The sequence below is a fragment of the Variovorax sp. 770b2 genome (assembly GCF_900115685.1).
Classification (GTDB): Bacteria; Pseudomonadota; Gammaproteobacteria; order Burkholderiales; family Burkholderiaceae_C; genus Variovorax.
Genome location: NZ_FOXJ01000004.1, coordinates 180,900 through 198,541, shown reverse-complemented (window position 1 = coordinate 198,541; position 17,642 = coordinate 180,900). Strand labels below are relative to the sequence as shown.

Annotated in this window: 20 protein-coding genes and 3 tRNA genes; 8 read left to right on the top strand and 15 right to left on the bottom strand. The window is 63.9% G+C overall.

Going from position 1 to position 17,642, the window contains the following annotated elements; all coding sequences use genetic code 11:
- Positions 1–99 precede the first annotated feature (99 nt).
- From BM133_RS34745 to BM133_RS34735, 3 genes are read right to left on the bottom strand one after another with little or no spacing between them, the layout of a single operon-like run.
- Positions 100–537, bottom strand: a complete 438-nt coding sequence (locus tag BM133_RS34745; RefSeq protein WP_143100183.1) for a hypothetical protein — start codon at positions 535–537, stop codon at positions 100–102.
- Positions 538–545: 8 nt separating this feature from the next.
- Positions 546–1,016 (bottom strand): hypothetical protein, encoded by a 471-nt coding sequence (locus BM133_RS34740; RefSeq protein WP_143100182.1) that lies wholly within the window; start codon positions 1,014–1,016, stop codon positions 546–548.
- Between the two features lies 1 nt (position 1,017).
- Positions 1,018–1,461, bottom strand: coding sequence for a hypothetical protein (locus tag BM133_RS34735; RefSeq protein ID WP_143100181.1), 444 nt, complete (start codon positions 1,459–1,461; stop codon positions 1,018–1,020).
- Positions 1,462–1,758: 297 nt separating this feature from the next.
- On the opposite strand from BM133_RS34735, the gene BM133_RS22665 reads away from it, so the two are divergent.
- Positions 1,759–2,154, top strand: a complete 396-nt coding sequence (locus tag BM133_RS22665; RefSeq protein WP_218158397.1) for an ATP-binding protein — start codon at positions 1,759–1,761, stop codon at positions 2,152–2,154.
- A 51-nt stretch (positions 2,155–2,205) separates the two neighbouring features.
- Here the strand turns inward: BM133_RS22665 and BM133_RS22660 are convergent, their stop codons facing one another.
- The 7 genes from BM133_RS22660 to BM133_RS22630 all read right to left on the bottom strand — a co-directional run bounded on the left by BM133_RS22660 (position 2,206) and on the right by BM133_RS22630 (position 7,400).
- Positions 2,206–2,388, bottom strand: a complete 183-nt coding sequence (locus BM133_RS22660; protein WP_143100180.1) for an Arm DNA-binding domain-containing protein — start codon at positions 2,386–2,388, stop codon at positions 2,206–2,208.
- A gap of 159 nt (positions 2,389–2,547) precedes the next feature.
- Positions 2,548–2,635 (bottom strand) — tRNA-Ser (locus BM133_RS22655).
- Positions 2,636–2,676: 41 nt separating this feature from the next.
- Complete coding sequence (hemW, locus tag BM133_RS22650) at positions 2,677–3,939, bottom strand: radical SAM family heme chaperone HemW (RefSeq protein WP_093438692.1); 1,263 nt, start codon at positions 3,937–3,939, stop codon at positions 2,677–2,679.
- 7 nt (positions 3,940–3,946) lie between these two features.
- A complete protein-coding gene (gene rdgB, locus BM133_RS22645; RefSeq protein ID WP_093438689.1) occupies positions 3,947–4,546 on the bottom strand; it encodes an RdgB/HAM1 family non-canonical purine NTP pyrophosphatase in 600 nt (199 codons plus the stop codon).
- A gap of 57 nt (positions 4,547–4,603) precedes the next feature.
- Positions 4,604–5,335 (bottom strand): ribonuclease PH, encoded by a 732-nt coding sequence (rph, locus tag BM133_RS22640; RefSeq protein WP_042582329.1) that lies wholly within the window; start codon positions 5,333–5,335, stop codon positions 4,604–4,606.
- A gap of 150 nt (positions 5,336–5,485) precedes the next feature.
- On the bottom strand, positions 5,486–6,391 hold the full coding sequence (locus tag BM133_RS22635; RefSeq protein ID WP_093438687.1) for a PP2C family protein-serine/threonine phosphatase: 906 nt from the start codon (positions 6,389–6,391) through the stop codon (positions 5,486–5,488).
- Position 6,392: 1 nt separating this feature from the next.
- Positions 6,393–7,400, bottom strand: a complete 1,008-nt coding sequence (locus tag BM133_RS22630) for a serine/threonine protein kinase (protein ID WP_093438684.1) — start codon at positions 7,398–7,400, stop codon at positions 6,393–6,395.
- A gap of 91 nt (positions 7,401–7,491) precedes the next feature.
- Between BM133_RS22630 and BM133_RS22625 the strand changes: the two genes are divergently transcribed.
- The 4 genes from BM133_RS22625 to BM133_RS22610 all read left to right on the top strand — a co-directional run bounded on the left by BM133_RS22625 (position 7,492) and on the right by BM133_RS22610 (position 11,634).
- The gene (locus BM133_RS22625) at positions 7,492–8,415 is read left to right on the top strand and encodes a YicC/YloC family endoribonuclease (protein WP_093438681.1); all 924 of its coding nucleotides are present in this window, start codon (positions 7,492–7,494) and stop codon (positions 8,413–8,415) included.
- 14 nt (positions 8,416–8,429) lie between these two features.
- On the top strand, positions 8,430–9,050 hold the full coding sequence (gene gmk / locus BM133_RS22620) for a guanylate kinase (protein ID WP_093438679.1): 621 nt from the start codon (positions 8,430–8,432) through the stop codon (positions 9,048–9,050).
- Between the two features lie 31 nt (positions 9,051–9,081).
- The gene (rpoZ, locus tag BM133_RS22615; protein ID WP_021009011.1) at positions 9,082–9,285 is read left to right on the top strand and encodes a DNA-directed RNA polymerase subunit omega; all 204 of its coding nucleotides are present in this window, start codon (positions 9,082–9,084) and stop codon (positions 9,283–9,285) included.
- A gap of 93 nt (positions 9,286–9,378) precedes the next feature.
- On the top strand, positions 9,379–11,634 hold the full coding sequence (locus BM133_RS22610) for a RelA/SpoT family protein (RefSeq protein ID WP_093438677.1): 2,256 nt from the start codon (positions 9,379–9,381) through the stop codon (positions 11,632–11,634).
- A 32-nt stretch (positions 11,635–11,666) separates the two neighbouring features.
- Here BM133_RS22610 and greB read toward each other — a convergent pair whose 3' ends face one another.
- The 5 genes from greB to hrcA all read right to left on the bottom strand — a co-directional run bounded on the left by greB (position 11,667) and on the right by hrcA (position 14,142).
- Complete coding sequence (gene greB / locus BM133_RS22605) at positions 11,667–12,245, bottom strand: transcription elongation factor GreB (RefSeq protein ID WP_093438675.1); 579 nt, start codon at positions 12,243–12,245, stop codon at positions 11,667–11,669.
- Between the two features lie 47 nt (positions 12,246–12,292).
- Positions 12,293–12,736, bottom strand: coding sequence for a hypothetical protein (locus BM133_RS22600; RefSeq protein WP_093438672.1), 444 nt, complete (start codon positions 12,734–12,736; stop codon positions 12,293–12,295).
- Between the two features lie 144 nt (positions 12,737–12,880).
- A tRNA-Arg gene (locus tag BM133_RS22595) sits at positions 12,881–12,957 on the bottom strand.
- 69 nt (positions 12,958–13,026) lie between these two features.
- Positions 13,027–13,103: transfer RNA gene (locus BM133_RS22590), tRNA-Ile, on the bottom strand.
- Positions 13,104–13,134: 31 nt separating this feature from the next.
- Complete coding sequence (gene hrcA, locus BM133_RS22585) at positions 13,135–14,142, bottom strand: heat-inducible transcriptional repressor HrcA (protein ID WP_093438670.1); 1,008 nt, start codon at positions 14,140–14,142, stop codon at positions 13,135–13,137.
- Between the two features lie 31 nt (positions 14,143–14,173).
- On the opposite strand from hrcA, the gene BM133_RS22580 reads away from it, so the two are divergent.
- Genes BM133_RS22580 through rapZ form a run of 3 tightly spaced genes read left to right on the top strand, consistent with a single transcriptional unit; the run spans position 14,174 to position 17,641 of the window.
- Positions 14,174–15,085, top strand: a complete 912-nt coding sequence (locus BM133_RS22580; RefSeq protein WP_093438667.1) for an NAD kinase — start codon at positions 14,174–14,176, stop codon at positions 15,083–15,085.
- Position 15,086: 1 nt separating this feature from the next.
- A complete protein-coding gene (recN, locus tag BM133_RS22575; protein WP_093438665.1) occupies positions 15,087–16,769 on the top strand; it encodes a DNA repair protein RecN in 1,683 nt (560 codons plus the stop codon).
- Positions 16,766–17,641 (top strand): RNase adapter RapZ, encoded by an 876-nt coding sequence (rapZ, locus tag BM133_RS22570; RefSeq protein WP_093438662.1) that lies wholly within the window; start codon positions 16,766–16,768, stop codon positions 17,639–17,641. The genes recN and rapZ overlap by 4 nt, the downstream gene beginning before the upstream one ends.
- The last annotated feature ends 1 nt before the right edge of the window (position 17,642 follow it).

Genomic DNA, 17,642 nt, shown 5'->3' with positions numbered 1-17,642 from the left:
AGAGTGTGGAATCAAAAATCTCAATAAAAACAACGATCTATCCGAACAGTACCACGATCAATACCATGATTCCTCTATTGCTATCGGGGCGGAGGGCATTCAAAGGACTTCATCATCCCAGTCGTCCTCATATTTTTTCAGCCGTCGACTTTCGAAATGGAATGTATACATAGCGCCATCAATTACGACGCCACATAGCATGTCGAACTCTCGCCGGTACGACGATGATTGAGAGTCTTGCACCGGATCGACGACTGGATCGATAAATACATCCAGGACGATGGCTGGCCAACCTGGCTCTGGGTGTAGCCGATCACGCAACCCTTCCTTCCAAGTTACCAAATCTCCTTTGATAAAGGAATGAAGGTCATCATAAGCAATAGTCGCCTTCTTCAAAAATCTGGCGTGCTCAACTGGCGTACCACCGCCGAGCTTAGATCTAGCTTTCTGCAGCGCTAACGCCATTTTCCCCAGGTTCTCGGGCGATGATCCAGCCCACGCTTCAACAAGATTTGTGATATTCGGTTCGTCGGCCATAAATACCTTCAGTGAATTGGAGTTGAAGCTTGCGAAATTGCTCTTGCTACTTGGGCTGCAATCTCTTCATTGAAGCTGTTTTCGGCTTGAGTGCCAATCGGCGAATTATCGACAAATTCTTGACGAGGCAAACTCGAGTTCTGCAAAATTCGCTGATGCGCGGCAACTAACACCTCCGTTTGATTTTTTATCCGAGCTTGATTTAAGACGACGAGATCCAGATTAAAAGCGCCCACGCTCGCCCTCCGAACAACTCTCGGATTACCCCTTGAAGTATCTTCCAAATTTTTCATGCGCTCCGATAACTCGGAAAGCGTTTGAGACATATGAAGCAACATGTCCCGCTGCTTTTCTTCACGAGACTGTTTAGCATCAATTACTTGACTTTCAAGACCAACTTTTTCCAGCAATGCAGATCTCAATGCCCAAAAAAAACCAATCAAGGCAAGGAGTGAAGCAATAGCAACGAGATACATCATTTCATTCTTTATAAAGATAGGCTTTCGTTCCAATGGAATAAGCTATCGACAAAACAGAAAGCGATGCGTTTATAAGGATAAAAAAATCAACTTGAGCAGGAGGGATTTCTTTTCGAGTCATCCCATATGCGATGAATGCAAGAATCATGACCATAAACGGAATGGCCAAAAACATTAGGCGCTTAATGAAATTGGTATTGGAACTCTTTTTTTGATCCATATGGAAATCAATCGCAATCCCCATCACAACGCCGGTGACAAAGAATAAAATTGCCCCATCTTTAATTACAGAAAAAAGAGAAAGCTCCGGAGTACCTAGACGCGCGCCAACGTCTAGCCATAATTGCAGCAACCCAAATAGCAGCGACAAAAATGTCCACTCTATTCCTTTCCCAAGCAGCTTAGGAATTGAACTGGTTGCAGGGGGAGCCCCTCCGGTCGCCATAATTTATCTAGCCTCTCGGTCTCGCTGATTACTTGTTGTTGCACTGTGTCAGCACGATGAGTGTAGTAGTCCACGCGGGCGAACGTTCAATTAGTCTTCTTTTCCGTCAGCGACCCATCATTCCTTGACGGTACTCACGCAGCCAGCTTGCGCTCGTAGCACGGACGCTCCTTGGCCTCAGGTATCTCGTCAAGCTGCTCAAGCGTGCGCCCCTGAGGCGTCAGCCACACCTCGGCGTTCTCGTGTCGCAACTGTAAAACCCTACCCTGCTGATTTTTAATGCAGGGGATCCTAGGAGTGATAGACGTGGCGACATTGAGTGTCATCAGACGCTGGGCCCTGCGCGAGCAGATGTCCATACGCGAGATAGCCAGGCGTACAGGCCTGTCTCGCAACACCGTAAAGAAGTACCTGCGTGCGGGCGAAGAAATGCCGCGCTACGCCAAGCGGGAGAGCTCAAGCAAGCTCGATCCCTATGCCGAGAAACTCGCGACCTGGCTCGCGATCGAGGCAACCAAATCGCGCAAACAGCGGCGCAATCTGCGGCAGATCCACACAACCACCGCGCTGTTGGACAGGCTGACACATCGGTGCCACATCCTGGAGACTGGGAACGACAGCTTCAGGTTCAAAAACAGTTCTGCGCACCCTCAACCTAAAAAGGAGAACACCAAGCACTTATCCACACCGTGAAGCCTTCAGGCTCACAAAGCGGGTGGGTCAGTATTCGATGGAAATCTAGGGTCAGAGATCGGCGGAATCCAACACATAGGTCTTCGTCTTTTGCTTTCCGCCCGCGGTGTAGTTCGCTCGCCAGCTCTTCGCGCCAGTCGTTGTGACGAACAAATAGAGGCCTTGCGCATCGGTGAGCTTGTAGGCCTTCTCGCGCGGTTTGGCAGCGTCAACAGCTTTAACAGTAAGGGTCATGGTATCGGCTAGAAAATACCATGACTGATGCCATGTTTGGTGCTCGGCTAGGGGCAGCTTGCCGCAGATCACGCTGGACTCAAAAAGACGCATCCCCCAATGAAAAAGTCCCGATGCATGGACTGCACGGGACTTTCAAAAACTGCCAAGGATCGATTCTGGCGGAGAGTGTGAGATTCGAACTCACGGACGCTTTCACGTCGGCAGTTTTCAAGACTGCTGGTTTAAACCACTCACCCAACTCTCCGGAACCGCCGATTTTATGCCGACGGCGAAGCCTCGATCCCCTCAATCCCCATCCGGCAGGAACAGCGTCTGCAGATCGCTCAGAAAATCCAGCCCGCGCTCGGTCGGCCACACGCGGAACAGGTCGCGCGCCACGAGCCCCTTGCGTTCGGCCTCTTCCAGCCCGCGCTGGATCGAGGTCATCGCCAGCCCCGTGCGCTCGCTGAACTGCGGCAGCGTGAACCCCGCCTTCAGCCGCAACGCATTGAGCATGAACTCGAACGGCAGGTCGGCCAACGACACCTCGTCGCTCTGCGACACGGCCGCGCCCGCGCGCGCGTTCTCCATGTACAGCCGCGGCTCGCGGTAGCGCACCTGCCGCACGATGCGGTGCGCAAAGCTCAGCTTGCTGTGCGCGCCGGCGCCGATGCCCAGGTAGTCGCCGAACTGCCAGTAGTTGAGGTTGTGCGCGCACTGGTGCCCCTCGCGCGCATAGGCCGACACCTCGTAGCGCGACATGCCGCGCTCGCCGGTCCGCTCGGTGATGCGGTCGAGCATCGCGTAGGCGATGTCGTCTTCGGGCAGCGTCGGCGGAAACTTCGCGAACCAGGTGTTGGGCTCGATGGTGAGGTGATAGACCGAGAGGTGCGGCGGCGCGAGCGCCAGCGCCTGCGACAGGTCGGCCTCCAGGTGCTCCAGCGTCTGGCCGGGGAGCGCATACATCAGGTCGAGGTTGAAGGTGTCGAAGGCGCTCGCGGCCTCCTCCACCGCGGCGATGGCCTGTGCGCGGTCGTGCACGCGGCCGAGCGCGGTGAGGTGCTCGTCGTTGAAGCTCTGCACGCCCACCGACAGGCGCGTGACGCCCGCCGAACGGAACGCGCGGAAGCGGTTGCGCTCGAAGGTGCCGGGGTTGGCCTCGAGCGTGATCTCGCAATCGGGCGCGAGCTTCAGGCGCGCGCGCACGTCACCCAACAAGCGGTCGATGGCTTGCGGCGAGAAGAGGCTGGGCGTGCCCCCGCCGATGAAGATGGTGTGGACCGTGCGGCCCCAGATGAGCGGCAGCGCCGCGTCCAGGTCGGCCACGAGCGCATCGATGTACGCCGCCTCGGGGATGCCCTCCGCGTCGGCCGCGCTCGTGGCGCGCCATTCGTGCGAGTTGAAATCGCAGTACGGGCACTTGCGCAGGCACCACGGCAGGTGGATGTAGAGCGAGAGCGGCGGCAGCGCCGCGAGTTGCAGCGGGCCTGGCCGCATCCAGTGCAGCACGTCGTTGGCCTGCGGCGCACCTGTGGGCTGCGCCGGCTGAATCGGAAAGACGGTGGCCATCTGCAGCCTACAGCCAGCGCTCGCGCATCAGCGCGAGCATCGCCTGTGCCGCGCGGCCGCGGTGGCTGTTGGCATTCTTGACCTCGGGCGTGAGCTGCGCGAAGGTCTTGCCGAAGGCGGGCAGGTACATGACCGGGTCGAACCCGAAGCCGTTGTCGCCCACGGGTGCCAGCGCGATCTCGCCGACCACGCGGCCGACCGCGATGAGCGGCTCGGGGTCGTCGTGGCTGCGCAGCGCTACCAGCGTGCTGACCAGCGCGGCGCGGCGGTTGACCACGCCGTCGAGCTGTTCGAGCAGCGCCTTGACGTTGTTGGCATCGCCCTTGGCGTAGCCGAATTGCGTGGCGTAGTAAGCCGTGTCGACGCCTGGCAGGCCGCCGAAGGCATCGACGCACAGGCCCGCGTCGTCGGCGATGGCCGGCAGGCCGGTGGCGGCGCTCGCGTGGCGCGCCTTGGTGAGCGCGTTTTCCACAAAGGTGCGGAAGGGTTCTTCAGCCTCGCCTACGCCCAGCGCCGACTGCGGCACCAGGGTGACGGACAACGCCGCGAACAGTTGCTGGAGTTCGGCGAGCTTGCCTTGGTTGTTGGAGGCCAGGACCAGTTTCATGGATCGATCAAAAGTGGCTGTGACGCCCGGCGGGCGGACGTCAGTCGCTGGGGAATTTCAGTTCGAGAGCAGTGCTTGCTGTTGCAGCGTCACGAGTTCGCCGATGCCCTTCTCGGCCAGGCCGAGCAGGAGGTTCATTTCTTCGCGCGTGAACGCCACGCCTTCGGCAGTTCCCTGCACTTCGACGAAGTGGCCGGCGCCGGTCATGACGACGTTCATGTCGGTGTCGCAGCTCGAGTCTTCGGTGTATTCCAGGTCCAGCAGCGGCGTGCCGCCGACGATGCCCACCGAGATGGCGGCCACGTGGCCCTTGATCGGCGAGGCCTTCAGCGTGCCGGCCGCCAGGAGCTTGTTGACAGCGTCTTGTGCGGCAACGAACGCGCCGGTGATGGCCGCGGTGCGGGTGCCGCCGTCGGCCTGCAGCACGTCGCAGTCCAGGTGGATGGTGCGTTCGCCGAGCGCGGCCAGGTCGAACACGGCGCGCATCGAGCGGCCGATGAGGCGCTGGATTTCCTGCGTGCGGCCGGTCTGCTTGCCCTTGGCCGCCTCGCGGCTGCTGCGGGTGTGGGTGGCGCGCGGCAGCATGCCGTATTCGGCCGTGACCCAGCCTTCGCCGCTGCCCTTCTTGTGCGGGGGCACGCGCTCTTCGACCGAGGCGGTGCACAGCACGCGGGTCTGGCCGAACTCGATGAGCACCGAGCCCTCGGCGTGGATGGTGAAGCCGCGGGTCATGCGAACCGGGCGCAGCTGGTCGGCGGCACGGCCGCCGCTTCGGGTGAAAGCAGTCATTGTTGAAACTCGAAAAGGGAAAAAAAAGCCAGCCGCTCCTCAGCGGCATGTTCGGGGAACACCGCGGAACCGGCTTTGCCGGGCCGCTGGTGTTGTCCCCTGGAAGGGGGTTGGCGCAGCGACACGAAGTGCGCGAAGACTGGGGGTCATCTAGCTTTTGCGCGCAGCTGAACGGCGGATGGCTTCGTTGATTTCGGCGATGGAGCGCTCGATGGCGTCCTCGTCCATGTCGTCGATCTCGCTGTCCGAGGGCATGCCGGCCTGGATGGTCGAGGCGAACACGCCGTCGTCGATGGTCTCGGTGGAAATGCCGCGGTCCTCGCCCGGGGTCTCGGACATCTCCCATTCGAGCGCGATGAGCGTCACGTTGTCGCTGTGGGCGCCGCCCTTGCGCAGCGCCATCTCGGCAAGGTCTGGAGCGGCATCGGACACCGGCTTGCCGGAGGAGAGCGTGTGCACGATGAGCGCATCGTCCAGCACGCCCCACACGCCGTCGGAGCACAGCATGATGCGGTCGCCGCGCTGCAGTTGCAGCGGGGGCGAGATGTCGAACAGCGGCGTGGTGGGCGAGCCGAGGCAGGTCAGCAGCAGGTTGCGGTTGACCGGCATGTCCGAGCCATGGGGCTTGGGGCGCTCGGCGTGCGAGTGGTCGCGCGTGCGGGTCAGCAGGCGGCCGTCGCGCACGACGTACAGGCGCGAGTCGCCGCAGTGCATCCAGGTGGCGCTGGTGCCCTGGAGCAGCGCCGCGACAACCGTGGTGCGGGGCGTGTCGAGCATGGCCTTGTGGCTCGCGTACCGCATGATCTGCTGGTGCGCGGCCATGGCCGATTCGGCCAGGAAGCTCTTCACGTCCTTCACCGTCGGGCGGGCCTCGCGCTGGTAGAGCGCCGCGATGGTCTGCAGGGCCAGCTGGGCCGCCACTTCGCCTTCGGGGTGACCGCCCATGCCGTCGGCCAGCACGAACAGGCCCGACTCCCGCGTGTAGCAATAGCCCATGCGGTCTTCGTTCTTGAGACGTCCGCCTTTGCGGCTGACCTGGAAGACAGAGAATTTCATGTCATGCGGGGCGCGTGGTGGGGGCCGCAGCCCGGGGCAGACTCTTCTTGTCGAAGGAGCGGATGTTATCGATCGACAGCCGCACCTTCTCGCCGACGGTGAGCTTGGTGTAGCGGCGCTCGCCTTCGCGGCTGAGTTCCTTTTGCAGCGCGAAGACCGACTGGGGGCGCGAGAGCGGATCGAGCGACATGCACCACTCGACCACCTCGATCAGGTTGTCGGAATACACGCCGCGAAGGCGCGAGAGCGACAGGCTCAGGCGGTCTTTCTCGATGCGGCGCGGCGCGTCGTTGGGCGGGTAGCCCTGCATGCAGGCGTAGATGCAGGCGCCGATGGCGTAGATGTCGGTCCAGGGGCCCATCGACGAATCGCGGCGGTACATCTCGGGGGCGGCGAAGCCCGGGGTGTACATGGGACGGATGAAGATGCCTTCCTTGCTGAGCACTTCGCGCGCGGCGCCGAAGTCGATCAGCACGGCGCGGTCTTCGTCGGTGACGAAGATGTTGGCCGGCTTGATGTCCAGGTGCAGCATCTTGTACTGGTGCACGATGCGCAGGCCGCGCAGGATCTCGTCGAAGAGCGAACGGATGGTCGATTCGCGGAAGACCTTCTGGCGCTTCAGGTCGCGCGCGGTGACCACGAAATCCTGCAGGGTCGCGCCCTCCAGGTAGTTCATGACCATGTAGACCGTTTCGTTCTCGCGAAAGAAATTGAGCACGCTCACGACCGAGGCGTGCGAGATCTGCGCGAGGGAGCGGCCCTCTTCGAAGAAGCTCTTCAACCCCAGGCGGTAGAGGGACAGTTTTTCGGGTGGCACCTGCGGATGCAACTCGCCGGGCCCGCGGGTGGCCAGCGAAGAAGGCAGGTATTCCTTGATGGCCACTTGCTGTCCGCTGGGGTCGATGGCGAGATAGACAACGCCAAAACCACCCGCCGAAAGCCGGCGAACAACGCGGTAACCGCCAATGACCGTATCGGGCAACAGGGGCGAAGGCTTGACCTTTGACATAATCCGGGAGTTTCGCCCGAAGGCGATGGTGCGGCAAGCGAACGCTGTACCGACGCCTCGGTGCATGCAAGCAAAACCACAGTGAGGCGCAATGCCAGTTTACAGCATGACCGGCTACGCCAGCGGCCAGAACGGGTCCGCAGGCAGCCACTCCGAAGCCGAAGCACGGCCTTCCGCCGCAGGCCGACTCGGGGTAGAAATCCGCTCGGTCAACAGCCGTTTCCTCGACCTCACCTTCAAGTTGCCCGAGGAGTTGCGCCAGCATGAGACGGCGCTGCGCGAGCTGCTCACGGGCAAGCTCAAGCGCGGCAAGGTCGAGGTGCGCGCGGCCATCGAGAACACCGCCCAGGCGGGCGTCGTCGAGCCTTCCGTCAAGCTGCTCCAGCGGCTCAACGGGGTGCAGGACGGCATCAAGGCCTGGCTGCCCGGAGCCCGCGAACTGAGCGTGGCCGACGTGATCCGCCTTGCCGGCGGCGACGGTGCCACCCGCGGCGACTGGGGCCCCGACCTGCTCGAGGTGGCCGGCAAGGCGCTCGAGGCGCTGATGTCGGCCCGCCAGCGCGAAGGCGCCCGGCTCGCCAAGATGCTCGAGGCCCATCTGGGCCAACTGCGCACCCTGGTGCTGCAGGCCGGTCCGCTGGTGCCCCAGCTGGTCGAGCAGCAGCGCAACCGCTTCCTGGAGCGCTGGCAGGAGGCCATGGGCCTGACTGCCGGCACGGGCGGCACGCTACCCGAAGCCGCCCAGGACCGCGCGCTGACCGAGGCCACCGCCTTTGCGATCCGCATCGACGTGGCGGAAGAGCTCACCCGGCTGAATTCGCACCTCGACGAGATCGAGCGGCTGCTCAAGAAGGGCGGCGAGATCGGCAAGCGCCTGGACTTCCTGATCCAGGAACTGCACCGCGAGGCCAACACCCTGGGCTCCAAGTCGGCAGCCCTGGAACTCACGCGCATCGGCGTGGACATGAAGGTCCTGATCGAGCAGATGCGCGAACAAGTCCAGAACATCGAATGACGACGAGCGAAAGAATGGACTACCCCGGCAACATCTTCGTGGTCGCCGCGCCCAGCGGGGCGGGCAAATCGAGCCTGGTCAAGGCGCTCATGGAGCTCGACTCGGCGGTTCAACCGTCGGTGTCGCACACCACGCGGCCGCCGCGCGGACAGGAAAAGCACGGCCGCGAGTACTTCTTTGCCTCGCCCCCCGAATTCGACGCGCTGATCGCGGCCGACGGCTTCGTGGAATGGGCCCATGTGCACGGCCACCGGTACGGCACTTCCAAGAGGGCCATCGAGGAGCGGATCGCCCAGGGGGCCGACGTGATCCTGGAAATCGACTTCCAGGGCGCGCTCCAGATCCGCAAGACCTTCGCCAATGCGGTGATGATCTTCATCCTGCCGCCCAGTTGGGAAGAATTGCGCTCCCGGCTCGAGCGGCGCGGCGAAGACAGCGCCTCGGTCATCGAATTGCGCCTGAAAAATGCCGCCGAAGAGATGGCCCGGGCCGGGGAATTCGACTTCGTTATAATCAACGAGTTATTTGAGCGGGCGCTTTTTGATCTCAAGGCGATTGTCCACGCTCAGCGGCTCCGGTATTCCGCACAGCGCCGTGCACGTGCCGACACCTTTGCCGCACTGAACATCCCCTGATCTCCCGCTCACCGACCGAAAGATACTCATCATGGCCCGCATCACCGTCGAAGACTGTCTGCTTCAGATCCCCAACCGCTTCCAGCTCGTGCTGGCCGCCACGTACCGTGCGCGCATGCTGAGCCAGGGCCACGCGCCCAAGATCGAGAGCAAGAACAAGCCCGCCGTGACCGCCCTGCGCGAAATCGCCGAAGGCAAGATCGGCATCGAAATGCTCAAGAAGGTGCCGGGCTGATCTGACGCAGCCCTGCAACGAAAAGGCACCGCAAAGCGGTGCTTTTTTTATGTCTGGACGCGCCCATGGAACGGTCACGCTAAAGTGGTAGCCATGAGCGCGGTTGCCAAACATCAGTCCCAAGCCCCCACGGGCGTGCCGAAGCCGAGCCCGGCGGCACTGAATGCGGCTGCGGCAAGCTTCGCTGCATTGACGGCGCGCCTGGACTACCTGGGCCCCGAAGACACCGAACTGGTACGCCGAGCCTACCGCTTTGCCGACGAGGCCCACCTGGGCCAGCTGCGCAACAGCGGCGAACCGTACATCACCCATCCCATCGCCGTGGCGGCGCAATGCGCCGAGTGGAAGCTCGATGCCCAGGCGCTGATGGCAGCACTGCTGCACGACGCCATCGAAGACTGCGGCGTGACCAAGCCCGAGCTGATCGAACGCTTCGGCGCCCCGGTCGCCGAACTGGTCGACGGGCTCACCAAGCTCGACAAGCTGCAGTTCAACACCCGCGAAGAAAACCAGGCCGAATCGTTTCGCAAGATGCTTCTGGCCATGGCGCGCGATGTGCGCGTCATCCTGGTCAAGCTGGCCGACCGCACGCACAACATGCGCACGCTGGCCGATGCGCCGCGCGAAAAGTGGGCCCGCATCTCGCGCGAAACGCTCGAGATCTACGCGCCTATCGCGCACCGCCTCGGCTTGAACCAGACCTACCGCGAGCTGCAGGAACTGTCGTTCCGACACCTCAAGCCATGGCGCTACGCGACGCTATCGAAAGCGGTGGCGAAGGCACGCGGGCGACGACGAGACTTGATCCAGAAAGTGCAGAAAGAAGTCGAAGCCGCCTTCTCCTCTGCCGGCATGACGCTGCGAATCGCGGGGCGCGAGAAAACGCTGTATTCCATCTACCGCAAGATGGAAGAAAAACACCTGAGCTTCGCCCAGGTGACCGACATCTACGGCTTTCGCCTGATCGTGCCGAACGTGACCGCCTGCTATACCGGCCTCGGCATCCTTCACCAGATGTACAAGCCGCTGCCCGGCAAATTCAAGGACCACATCGCGATCGCCAAGCTCAACGGCTACCAGTCGCTGCACACGACGCTGGTCGGTCCGGCCGGTGTGAGCGTCGAGTTCCAGCTGCGTACCGAGGCAATGCACGTGGTGGCCGAGTCTGGCGTGGCTGCGCACTGGCTCTACAAGGCCGCCGAGCCGAACGGGGCGAGCAACGACCGGCTGGGCACGAAATGGCTGCAGTCGCTCCTCGACATCCAGGACGAGACGCGCGATGCCGCGGAGTTCTGGGACCACGTCAAGGTCGACCTGTTCCCCGATGCCGTTTATGTCTTCACGCCGAAAAGCCAGATCATGGCGCTGCCGCGCGGCGCGACGGTGGTCGACTTCGCCTACGCCATCCACAGCAACATCGGCGACCACACCTCGGCCGCGCGCATCAACGGCGACCAGGTGCCGCTGCGCACCGAACTCAAGAACGGCGACGTGGTCGAGGTGATCACGGCGCCGGTGTCGACCCCCAATCCTGCATGGCTCGGCTTCGTTCGAACCGGCCGGGCTCGCTCCAAGATTCGCCACTACCTCAAGACGCTGGCGCATGCCGAATCCGAAGGTCTCGGCGAAAAGCTGCTCGCCCAGGCGCTGCGCGCCGAAGGCCTCGGCAAGCTGCCCGAAGAGGACGACGAGCACCAGGCCTTGTGGGAAAAGCTGCTGCGCTTCACCGGCAACCGCAACCGCGCGGAATTGCTGACCGACATCGGCCTGGGCAAGCGCATCGCGAGCATCGTCGCCAAGCGGCTCATGGCGCTTCTCGCCGAGCTGGGCGAGCGGCCCGACGCCCTGCTGCTGAGCCGTGAACGCTTCATCTCGCACGAGACCGTGTCGCAGGGCGCGGTCACGCTCGACGGCAGCGAGAACTCGTCGGTGCGCTTCGCCCTGTGCTGCCGCCCCATTCCGGGCGACCAGATCGTGGGGTATCTCGGGCACGGCGAGGGTCTGGTGGTGCACACCGAGGATTGCGGTGTCGGCCAACGGTTGCGCCACAAAGACAGCGAGCGATTCTTTGCGGTCGAATGGGCGGACGAACCGACGCGCGCCTTCGAGACCGGCGTGGTGATCACCGTGCGCAATGACAAGGGCGTGCTGGCGCGCGTAGCCGCCACGCTGGCGGACGCGGAAGCAGACATCACGCATGTGGAAATGGCCGACGAGACGCCGCAGGATTCGACGGACCTTCGGTTCGTGATCGCGGTACGCGATCGCACGCATCTGGACGCCGTGCTGCGCGCCGCCCGGCGGACCGCATCGGTGCTGACCGCGGCGCGGACCGTTCCGGTGCCCTGACGACAGGCGGGCCGCGCCTCGCCTCGCGTCGATCAGTCCGCGGCCGGACGCGGCGCCGGATAACTCACCGACAGTATTTCCACCTCGTGCACCCCGCCCGGCGTCACGAGCTTCACCACGTCGCCTTCGCGTGACTTCAGAAGGGCACGCGCGATCGGGGAGATCCAGCTGACCTGCGACCGGGCACTGTCCGCCTCGTCGATGCCCAGGATCGTGATGGTGCGTTCGTCGTCGCCGGTCTCGTCGACATAACGGACGGTGGCACCGAAGAAGATCTGGTCGCTGCCATGGTGCACCGATGGATCCGTGATCTCGGCGATTTCCAGGCGCTTGGTGAGAAAGCGAATGCGCCGGTCGATCTCGCGCAGCCGCTTCTTGCCATAGAGATAGTCGCCATTTTCCGAACGATCGCCGTTCTTGGCGGCCCAGTGCACAGCCTCGACGACCTTCGGTCGCTCCTCGTCCATCAGCTGGAGCAGCTCGTCGCGCAACCGAGCGTAGCCCTCCGGCGTCACGTAGTTCTTGCTGCCGGCCGGCAGCGCAGGCGCTGCACCGTCGGCGCCGTCGTCGTCCGCGTCGTTGTCGGTTTCCTTGGTGAATGCCTTGTTCAACGAAGAGCCCTTTGCCTTTGAATAGGAGCAGGTTTGTCAGTGCGACGTCAACCCAGGTCCGAGCGCTTGCAGTCGAACGACATGGTCGGCTCGACGCCTCGCAAGGCGGGCACCTTGTTGACGAAGACGACCCCCACCCTGGCCAGTTGCCATTCGCCGGACTTGAACAGCTTGAAGAGGTTCGTGACCTCGTCTCCGGCAGCGGGAATGGAGTTGAAGAGATAGACGGGCTCGCCGGAGGAAGTCCCCTCCATGTTCACCAGTTCGGCGCGCATCTTGCCCATGGTCTCGGTGTCCTTCGTCCTGGAGCGCACGATGTCCATGTTGACGGTTCGCGAGTGCTCGTCGATGGCGATTCGGCGAATCCAATGGAAAGAGCCGGCTGCACCGCCCGGGCTCGGCACACATGCAATGGTTCCCGCAGACACCGAGCCCGCGGCCGAGAGCAGCAAGAGCAGTTGGCACGCCCGCCGTATGGTTCGAATGTTCATGGTCGCCCTGATCCGTTTTGACTTGAACGGACTTTAGCGTCCAGGCGCCAGGACAGCAGCCATCGTTCGAACGGCGGCTTCTGATTCACGTCGCCCAAAAGAAAATGGCCTAGAAGGAGTAAACCTTCTAGGCCATCGAGAGAGTGGTGCGGCTGGCAGGAATTGAACCCACGACCCCTTGGTTCGTAGCCAAGTACTCTATCCAACTGAGCTACAGCCGCACAGCTTGCAATTATAGCATGCGTTTTTTGACCTTCCGGCCCCGCATGATCAAAAGTTGAAAATGCAGTTGGTAGGCCGTGATGGGCTTGAACCATCGACCAACGGATTATGAGTCCGCTGCTCTAACCAACTGAGCTAACGGCCCACTGGGCCATGATTCTATTCGCCGCAGCGGCCTACTTGCGATGGCTCAGCGCATTGCTCACCAGCCTCGACGTGATGTCGACGATCTGGATCATGCGTTCATAAGGCATGCGGGTAGGCCCGATCACCCCCAGCGTACCCACCACCTGCCCGTCCACTTCATAGTTGGCGCTGACGATGGAGAGCTCCTCGAACGGCACCACCTGGCTTTCGCCGCCGATGAAGATGCGCACGCCCTCGGCCTTGCTCGACACATCGAGCAATCGCATCAGTTGCGCCTTCTGCTCGAAGAGCTCGAAGGCGCGGCGCAGCTGGCCCATGTCGCTGGAGAAGTCGGTCACAGCGAGCAGGTTGCGTTCGCCGGAGATCACGACGTCGTCTTCCTGCGCCTCGGTCAGCACTTCGGAACTCACCTGGACCGCTGCCTGCATGAGCGCGGCAATTTCGCCGCGCAGTTTCTCGACCTCGGACTGCAGGCGATCGCGCACCTGCTCTATGGTGAGACCCGCGTAGTGCGCGTTGATGTAGTTGGAAGCCTCGACCAGTTGCGACTGCGAGTAGTCGGCCTCCGGAAAGATCACCCGGTTCTGCACGTCGCCGTCGGGCGAGACGATGATCACCAGCAGCCGGTTCTCGGACAACCGCAGGAATTCGATCTGCTTGAACACCGATGCGCGGCGCGGCGCCATCACCACCCCGACGAACTGCGACAGGTTCGACAGGATATTCGCCGCATTGGCGATCACCTTCTGCGGCTGGTCGGGCGCCAGGCTCGGCGTGCTCATCTGCTCGCGCTGGGCGGTCAGCATGGTGTCCACGAACAGGCGATAGCCGCGATGGGTCGGGATGCGGCCGGCCGAGGTGTGCGGGCTGGCAATCAGCCCCAGCGCCTCCAGGTCGGACATGACGTTGCGGATGGTCGCGGGCGACAGATCCAGCCCCGGTGCGCGCGACAACGTGCGTGACCCGACGGGTTGCCCGTCGGCGATGTAGCGCTCGACGAGCGTCTTGAGCAGCAACTTGGCACGGTCGTCCAGCATTGAAAGATTTTAGTGTTGTAATTTGTGAGATATGACCTCCCGCTTCCGTCACGTCGCCCTGATCGGCAAATACCAGGCTTCCGGCGCCAGAGCGCAGGCCGATGCGCGCGACGGCGTCATGGAGACCATCGGCACCTTCCTGGAGTCGCAGGGATGCAAGGTCTTCGTCGAGCGCTCGACCTGCGAGGAGGAAGACGCCGGCGCCCCCGCCCATCCGCGCTACGAAGCCCTGTCGGTCGAGGAAATCGGCCAGCGCTGCGACCTCGGACTGGTGGTCGGCGGCGACGGCACCATGCTGGGCATCGGCCGGCAGCTTGCCAGCTACGGCATCCCGCTGATCGGCATCAACCGCGGACGGCTCGGCTTCATCACCGACATCCCGCTGGACAACTACCAGGCCACGCTCATCCCCATGCTAGCCGGCGAATACGAAGAAGACCACCGCAGCCTGATGCACGCGCAGGTCATGCGCGACGGCGCCTGTGTGTTCGATGCGCTCGCCATGAACGACGTGGTGGTCAACCGCGGTGCCACCTCGGGCATGGTCGAGCTGCGCGTGTCGGTGGGCAGCCATTTCGTGGCCAACCAGCGCGCCGACGGCCTGATCATCGCCACGCCCACCGGATCGACCGCCTATGCGCTGTCGGCCGGCGGACCCTTGCTTCATCCGGCAGTGCCCGGATGGGTGCTGGTGCCGATCGCGCCGCACACGCTCTCGAACCGCCCGGTGCTGCTGCCCGATGCCGACGAGATCGTGATCGAGCTGGTCGGCGGGCGCGACGCCAGCGCCAATTTCGACATGCAGTCACTGGCCTCGCTCGCGATCGGCGATCGCGTGGTGGTGCGCCGCTCCGACTTCCGGGTGCGCTTCCTGCACCCGCGCGGCTGGAGCTACTTCGACACGCTGCGCAAGAAACTTCATTGGAACGAAGGGGGCTCCTGACATGGCGCTGCGACGCATCGCACTGCGCGACTTCGTGATCGTGCGATCACTCGAACTGGACCTGTCCGGCGGCTTCACGGTGTTGACCGGCGAAACCGGCGCGGGCAAGTCCATCCTGATCGACGCGCTGCAACTGGCGCTGGGCAACCGGGCCGACGCAGGCGCCGTGCGCGAAGGCGCCGAGCGCCTGGACGTGAGCGCCGAATTCGATGCCGACCCGGCCCTGGACGCCTGGCTGGACGAAGGCGGCTTCGAGGCCGGCGACGCACTCCTGCTGCGCCGCACCGTCGACCTGCAGGGCCGCAGCCGCGGCTGGATCAATGGCAGCCCGGCCACCGCCACGCAACTGCGCGACCTGGGCGACCGCCTGCTCGACATCCACGGCCAGCACGCCTGGCAGAGCCTCACGCGCCCCGAGGCCGTGCGCGGCCTGCTGGACGCCTACGCGGGCGTGCGCACCGATGCGCTCGACGCCGCCTGGCAAGGCTGGCGGCTGGCGCTCTCCGCGCTGGAGCACGCACGCTCGGCCCAAGACTCGCTGCAGCGCGAACGCGAGCGGCTGCAGTGGCAGATCTCCGAGGTCGCCAAGCTCGCGCCCGGCGCCGACGAATGGGAAGAGCTGTCGACCAACCACTCGCGCATCTCCAACGCCCAGGCGCTGATCGACGCGGCGCAGGGCGCAAGCCAGGCGCTCGAGGACGACGACAACGGCGCGCTTTCCGCGCTCTCGCGCGCGGCCACGCTGCTGCAGAACTGCGAGCACATCGAGCCCGAATTCCGCTCGCTGGGCGAGGTGCTGGCCTCCTGCGTGGCGCAGGCATCCGACGCCGCCCACACCCTGCACGGCTACCTGCGCGACGCCGAGGCCGATCCGCAAAGCCTGGCCGAGCTGGACGAACGCATGGGCCTGTGGATGTCGCTCGCGCGCCGCTACAAGCGCACGCCGGGCGAACTGCCCGCACTGCTGGCCGGCTGGCAAGCCGAGTTGCAGGCGCTGGACGCGCAAAGCGATCTCGAGAGCCTGGAGCGCGCCGAGCAGAACGCCCAGCAGGCCTACCTGAAAGAAGCCAAGGCTCTCGGCAAGGCCCGCAAGCAGGCCGCCCCGCGCCTGGCCCAGGCCGTGACGCAAGCCATGCAGGGTCTGGGCATGCAGGGCGGGCGCTTCGAGATCGAACTGCAGCCGCTGGCACAGCCCGGCCGCGCAGGCCTGGAAGACATCGCCTTCCTCGTGGCCGGCCATACCGGCAGCACCCCGCGCGCGATCGGCAAGGTGGCTTCGGGCGGCGAGCTCTCGCGCATTGCGCTGGCCATCGCGGTGACGACGAGCCAGCTCGGCACCGCCCAGACGCTGATCTTCGACGAGGTCGATGCAGGCGTCGGCGGCGCGGTTGCCGAAACCGTCGGCCGCCTCATGAGGCAACTCGGCCGCGACCGCCAGGTGCTGGCCGTGACCCACCTGCCGCAGGTGGCCGCCTGCGCCGACCATCACCTGGTCGTGGCCAAGCGCCAGACGGCGGGCGCCGGCAAGGACGGCCCGCGCACCGAGAGCGGCGTGTCGCGGCTGGACGACGACACCCGCGCCAACGAAATCGCCCGCATGCTGGGCGGCGAGAAGGTCTCGCAGACCTCGCTCGCGCATGCCCGCGAGATGCTCGGCCACAAGACCTCGGCGGCCACGTCATGAACCTGGACCTGGTGCTCATCACCGGCATGTCGGGCTCCGGCAAGTCGGTGGCGCTGCACGCGCTGGAAGACGCCGGCTACTACTGCGTGGACAACCTGCCGCCCGAACTCCTGACCTCGTTCATCGCCTTGCAGCACGAGCAGCAGGCCACCCGCGTGGCCATCGCGATGGACGTGCGCAGCGGCGTGTCGCTGCCGATCGTTCCGCAGCAGCTCGAAGCGCTGCGCCGCGACGGCGTGTCGCTGCGATCGCTCTTCCTCGATGCGACCACCGACGCGCTGCTGCGCCGCTATTCGGAAACCCGCCGGCGCCACCCGCTCTCGCGCCAGGAAGGCCGCACCGACGTGCCCGAGCAGCACCGCGTGCTCGCGCAGGCCATCGAGCTCGAACGCGAACTGCTGGCCGACCTGCGCGACGGCGCCGACGTGATCGACACCAGCCTCATCCGCCCCGCGCAACTGCAGAGCTACATCAAGGCGCTGATCTCCGCGCCGCAGAGCGCGCTCACGCTGGTGTTCGAGTCGTTCGCCTTCAAGCGCGGCGTGCCGCTCGATGCCGACTACGTGTTCGACGTGCGCATGCTGCCCAACCCGCACTACGTGCCCGCGCTGCGCCCGCTCACGGGCCGCGACACGCCGGTGATCGAGTGGCTGCGGGAGCATGAAGACGTGGCGCGCATGTACGACGACATCGAGCAGTTTCTGTCGCACTGGCTCGACGCACTCGCGCGCGACCATCGCAGCTACGTCACGGTGGCCATCGGCTGCACGGGCGGGCAGCACCGCTCGGTGTTTCTGGTCGAACAGCTGGCGCATACGTTCGGCGCCCGCTGGGGTTCGCTCAAGCGGCACCGCGAGCTCGACGCCAACTAGA